The sequence below is a fragment of the Allobosea sp. P4_E12 genome (genome assembly GCF_056401655.1).
Genome location: NZ_JBFUIY010000095.1, coordinates 1 through 4,507 on the forward strand (window position 1 = coordinate 1; position 4,507 = coordinate 4,507).

Here is a 4,507-nt window from a genome sequence, read left to right on the forward strand (position 1 = left end):
GGCTCGACATCCGCGCGATCACCTGCACGCGGCCGCTGTGACCACTCCTACGATCGGTCGTAGGACCCCTCGCATCTCCGTCGATCTCGTCGGCCATGCCCGTCTCCGTTCAGGAGACATCGAAACAGCGCGATCAGGACTCTTCGCGCAAGGCGGCCGTCAGACCGCGCTTACGCTGCTTCGGCCGGCGCCGCCAGTGAAGCGCTCTTTAAACTTCTCTACGATGCTCCAGGCATCTCCTTGCGCCGCGATCTTATCGATAAAATCATAGAATGCGTGCACTGCTGGAGGTGGAAGCGGTCCGGGGCTGATGAAGCGCCAGCTGGGATCGAACTGACGCGGTGAAAGCAGACGACAGCCTCTACCGCGCTGGAAACCGTACGGCAATCGAACGATCTCGCCCGAACCGCTACTGCGGCCGACGCGTTGCGGAACGACCATTAGATCATCATCGTCGGCAGAAGTTGCACTATCTGGGGCTGCGAGCTCTGTTGCTCACGAGCAGCTGCGGACGAGCATCGACTTATGAAAGAGGAATCTGTGACGGGCTTGATCCTTCACCCTCCGCTGAAACTGACGGATTTGACAGTTTCCTAGGAGGGCGTCGCTTTGTACTCCCGCGTGGCCTCCGGGCCGCCGACAAGATGGTCTGGCGTTTTAACCAGACGCGCGCTGCCTCGTGCAGGATCCTGGCGTCTATCTCATCCTCGCGCAGGCCTTCCGGCAGCTTGAAAACCATGGTCGCAAGCGAAGCTGCATCAGCCTTGGAGACGCCGCCATTTCCGAGCGCGAGCTCGGTCGGGCTTCTTGAGGCCGGCAGCAAAGTCGCACCAGGCGGTCACGATGGATCGATTGGTGGTTTGACGCTGGCACCGGCCCTTGTGGCGAGGTCGAGAGCCAGAATCCTCACGCGGCGGTCCTCGTCAGGACGCTGTGTTCGATCTTCGCGATGACCGGGAGACTCAGCTTCTCGATGAGACACAGTAGGATGTCCGGCCCGACCGAGGTCCAGTCGCCGGCGCGTATAGCGGCCAGCGCGGTAATGTGCCGGCCGAGCATCCGATCGATATCGGCATCTGTCAGCCGGCGTCGGAAGATCTCGGCGCGGACCTCCTCGCAGACCATCCGCTTCAGGTCATCGAGCGTCCGCGAACGAGTCGTCCGGCGACCGGCCGGTCGTCCGGGCTTGACCATGATTTGCAACGATCCGCGCGCGTCCATTCAACGGAGGTCCGGGCAGTCGATGAAAACGTCGAGCACTCAGAGAAAGATTTTGGTGTATACGTTCCTTTGAATTTCGAAGATTAACGTCTCGCGATGCTTGCGGGCTCTATGTGTTCGAAAAGCAAGAACAGATATCCGGAATTATTTGCTATCGCAGATCTTGAGGCTTTCAGGATTTCCCGGGACCATTTTGAGAAATCCGCGCGAATCCCCGCCGCGCGGCCTTAATGGACCTGGCCAGAATGGCATCGATCGACCCAGAATTTGCTCAGCTGCTTGCATACGCAGAGACCGTGATAGCGTCCCAGAAGGCCGACGATTCCATCGTCGAAGCCGCAAGATTCTGGGACAGCGACATCGGCAGATCGCTTCGCGGGGCCAATGATGACACCCCAGCGGGTGAACGCGACCGCCCGCTAAGCTTCCACTGGAAAGTCGACAAGGACGCCGTAGCCCGCACCGGCTATCAACTGACCGGCGTCGATGACGACGACCGCTGCATGCGCTCGATGATGGCCGACCTAGTGCTGGCCGGACGGGCTGGCGAGTGGGTCAGCTACAGCCGCAATCAGGATTTCTATCGCGCTTCAGGCCGCTACGCTGGCATTCCATACGCATACGGGCGAATTAAACTGTGCGTCGAAATCCTCCTTCAGCTCCGCTTGATCAACGAAGATCGCAAGAAGCCAGGCGCTCATCGGCGAAAGATCAAGCTCCAGAGCCGCATGCGTGCGACACCGCAGTTGCTCGCTGCCTTTGAGGATGCTGCATTTGAATTCGACCCGGTCGAGACGATCAGGCTGCGAGATGCCAAGGGCCGGCTGGTTGGGTATGATGAAAATGGCAAGACGATCGCGATGCGGCGCGACATGGCCCGCCTCAATACCTTCGTCAGGAGCGTCACCATCGAGCTCCCCGATGAAGACGTCGTTCGGCGCGGCGACCTGCTGATGGTCGACGGAGCGACTGTCAGGACCGGTCCGATCTTCATGCACAGGTCCTTCTGCAGGTCGAGTTTCACCCACGGTGGCCGCATCTACTGGTTCGGCCAAAACCTGCCATGGTCGCGCCGGAAGCACCTGCTTGTCGACGGGAAGAAGGTGTACGAGCACGACTATGCCTCGATGCACATCCGCATGCTGTACGCCAAGCGAGGCGTGAAACTGGAGCACGATCCGTATGAGATTGCGGGTGTAGCCCGAGCCCATGCCAAACTTGCGCTGCTTGTCGTCATCAATGCCCGCACTCGGAGGCAGGCCATCTGCGCACTGCTCCACGCGACTTTCAAAGACGGGTCCAGGTGGCCGCACGATTTCGCTGCCACTTCAGACCTGATCGACCGGATTGTCGCGCGCAATCCCGAGATCGCTGACGATGTCTGCTCGGACAAAGGTGTTCGGCTGATGCTCGACGACAGCGAGATCGCGATCCGAGTCATCAAGGCCTGCATGAAGAAGGGCATCGTCTGCCTTCCAATTCACGATTCATTTATCGTCCAGGACGACCACAAGGACGCTCTGATCGCGATCATGGCCGCCGAAATGGAGCGTTATGAGGCAGGGTTCTCGTCCGTCAAAAATGTGGTAGTAAGCTCCGGAAATAAAACGGAAATTGCCGTTTCTTCACTGACACAGGGAGATGGTGCTCTTCCTCCTCTTCCGGCTCCTCCCGCTTCGGTTCCCGTTCTTCCTACTCGCCCCGTCGTTCCTACTCCTTCTTCTCCTGCTCGTCGCGGTCCTCGACTCCTTCCTGCTGGTCGGTCCTGGGCTCCTCGCAAGATCGATCGGACTGAGTATTTCCAGGTCGATGCTCGTGGATGTCCCATTTACGACCGCGTCGAGGCTGCTAGGCGCTTGGAGGTCTGGAAGGCAGCTCTCGCCTCTAATCGGTGGGTAGAGCATTTCCCCGTGCCGGGGGAGCGCGAGCAATTCTCGTTTATGCATTTCGGAAAGGGATGGAAGCGTCGGAAGGAGGCACTCTATCGGGAGGCCCTGGAAGGCTATCAGAGATCGGAGCTTCTTGTTCCTCCCCAGACCGATGCTGAACGCGCTGCCAACCGACGTCTCCCCCTTTCGGAAGGCGGTTCGGGCTGGGGAGTCGAGAAAGCTGTAGCCTGATCTGCGAGTCGGGAGTCGCGGCTTTCTGCCATCGAGGCTGGGACGTCGAAGAAGTCCAGGCTTCCACCACTGCGGTTGTGGCTTTCACCGTCATCCTCGATCTCCAGGGCAGGAGGATGGGAGATGGCCCGCTCGAAGACCCCGAAGGATTCAGCCAAGCGCGAGGCAGCCAGGGAGCGAGCCGAGGCTTCTCGCAGACGCCGAGCCGAGGCTGGCAGGCCACCAGCCGATATTGTCGATGCTGCGATTACCGAGGCCGTCGTCAGGCTTCTCACAGAGCAGGGGTGGCGGACCGTGGATGGTGTCACGCAGATCCGCATGACGGTCAGCGCCACCAAGATCGTCATCATGACTATACGCATCCTCCGATGCGAGCGCGGCTACGATCAGAAGCAATCCGCTGAAGCGCTTACAGCCCGCCTACGTCGCCCTATTCGGCCGCGTGGGCTCGATGACACGCCGGGTCAGCTTGAGGCATTGTGAGGGCGGTCTCTGTCGATCCTGATAAGCATCGGGTTGTGACACAGATCTTTTTGCACCCCCCGAACGCCCCCGTTACTCAGTAGAAATGCAACAGAAATCCAAGCGCACGGGGTGCGGTTGAAACTTTTATGGTCTGGCCTGATCTCAGATGTATCGCGAGCCGATGCCATTCCGGCGTCGCGAAAGAAGACTGGCGCCACGGGTTCTTGGTCCGGCCCCCGCGCCAGCAGCGGAGAAGTGAGTACCCCGAGGCCGGCTACATGGGGATGTGGCCGGCCTCAACCATATCAGGGGCGGACAGCCATGAGCTTCGAATTCAACCTCGATATCGGCCTGACCGATGCAGTGGAGCGGTGCGCAGCCGCCTTCGAGGAATATGGATCGAAAGCCTTCCCGCGAGCCGTGCAGTATTCGGTGATTGGCGTCAGCATCGACGGTGTGCAGGGCGGTGACAAAACCATCCAATGAAGCGCCCTCGCTTGTGGTGGCGCGGGCGGCGTAAAAGCCAACCAGTTGGATAGGCTGATCCCTTTTGGGGTTGGCGGGGATGTTCGCGGTGGAGGTCTACGCGGCGGTTCGTGATTTTGTTTTCAATCAGGGGAAGAGCCGCCGTGAGGCGGCGCGTGTTTTTGGTCTGAGCCGCGAGACGATCGCGAAGATGTGCCGGTTCTCGCTGCCGCCGG

4 protein-coding genes are annotated in these 4,507 nt (G+C 59.9%); 3 read left to right on the forward strand and 1 reads right to left on the reverse strand.

Going from position 1 to position 4,507, the window contains the following annotated elements; genetic code table 11:
• Positions 1 to 906: 906 nt before the first annotated feature.
• Positions 907 to 1,194 (reverse strand): hypothetical protein, encoded by a 288-nt coding sequence (locus AC1DW9_RS36170; RefSeq protein WP_476777518.1) that lies wholly within the window; start codon positions 1,192 to 1,194, stop codon positions 907 to 909.
• 272 nt (positions 1,195 to 1,466) lie between these two features.
• Here AC1DW9_RS36170 and AC1DW9_RS36175 point away from each other — a divergent pair, with 272 nt between their 5' ends.
• From AC1DW9_RS36175 to AC1DW9_RS36185, 3 genes are all read left to right on the forward strand, one after another.
• Positions 1,467 to 3,341, forward strand: coding sequence for a hypothetical protein (locus AC1DW9_RS36175; protein WP_476777519.1), 1,875 nt, complete (start codon positions 1,467 to 1,469; stop codon positions 3,339 to 3,341).
• A 123-nt stretch (positions 3,342 to 3,464) separates the two neighbouring features.
• Complete coding sequence (locus AC1DW9_RS36180; protein WP_476777520.1) at positions 3,465 to 3,824, forward strand: hypothetical protein; 360 nt, start codon at positions 3,465 to 3,467, stop codon at positions 3,822 to 3,824.
• 303 nt (positions 3,825 to 4,127) lie between these two features.
• Positions 4,128 to 4,292 (forward strand): hypothetical protein, encoded by a 165-nt coding sequence (locus AC1DW9_RS36185; RefSeq protein WP_476777521.1) that lies wholly within the window; start codon positions 4,128 to 4,130, stop codon positions 4,290 to 4,292.
• Positions 4,293 to 4,507 lie beyond the last annotated feature (215 nt).

Excerpts from the sequence above, each read along its gene's own strand:
- AC1DW9_RS36170 (WP_476777518.1), bottom strand. The coding sequence starts at position 1,194 with ATGGTCAAGCCCGGACGACCGGCCGGTCGCCGGACGACTCGTTCGCGG.
- AC1DW9_RS36175 (WP_476777519.1), top strand. The coding sequence starts at position 1,467 with ATGGCATCGATCGACCCAGAATTTGCTCAGCTGCTTGCATACGCAGAG.
- AC1DW9_RS36180 (WP_476777520.1), top strand. The coding sequence starts at position 3,465 with ATGGCCCGCTCGAAGACCCCGAAGGATTCAGCCAAGCGCGAGGCAGCC.
- AC1DW9_RS36185 (WP_476777521.1), top strand. The coding sequence starts at position 4,128 with ATGAGCTTCGAATTCAACCTCGATATCGGCCTGACCGATGCAGTGGAG.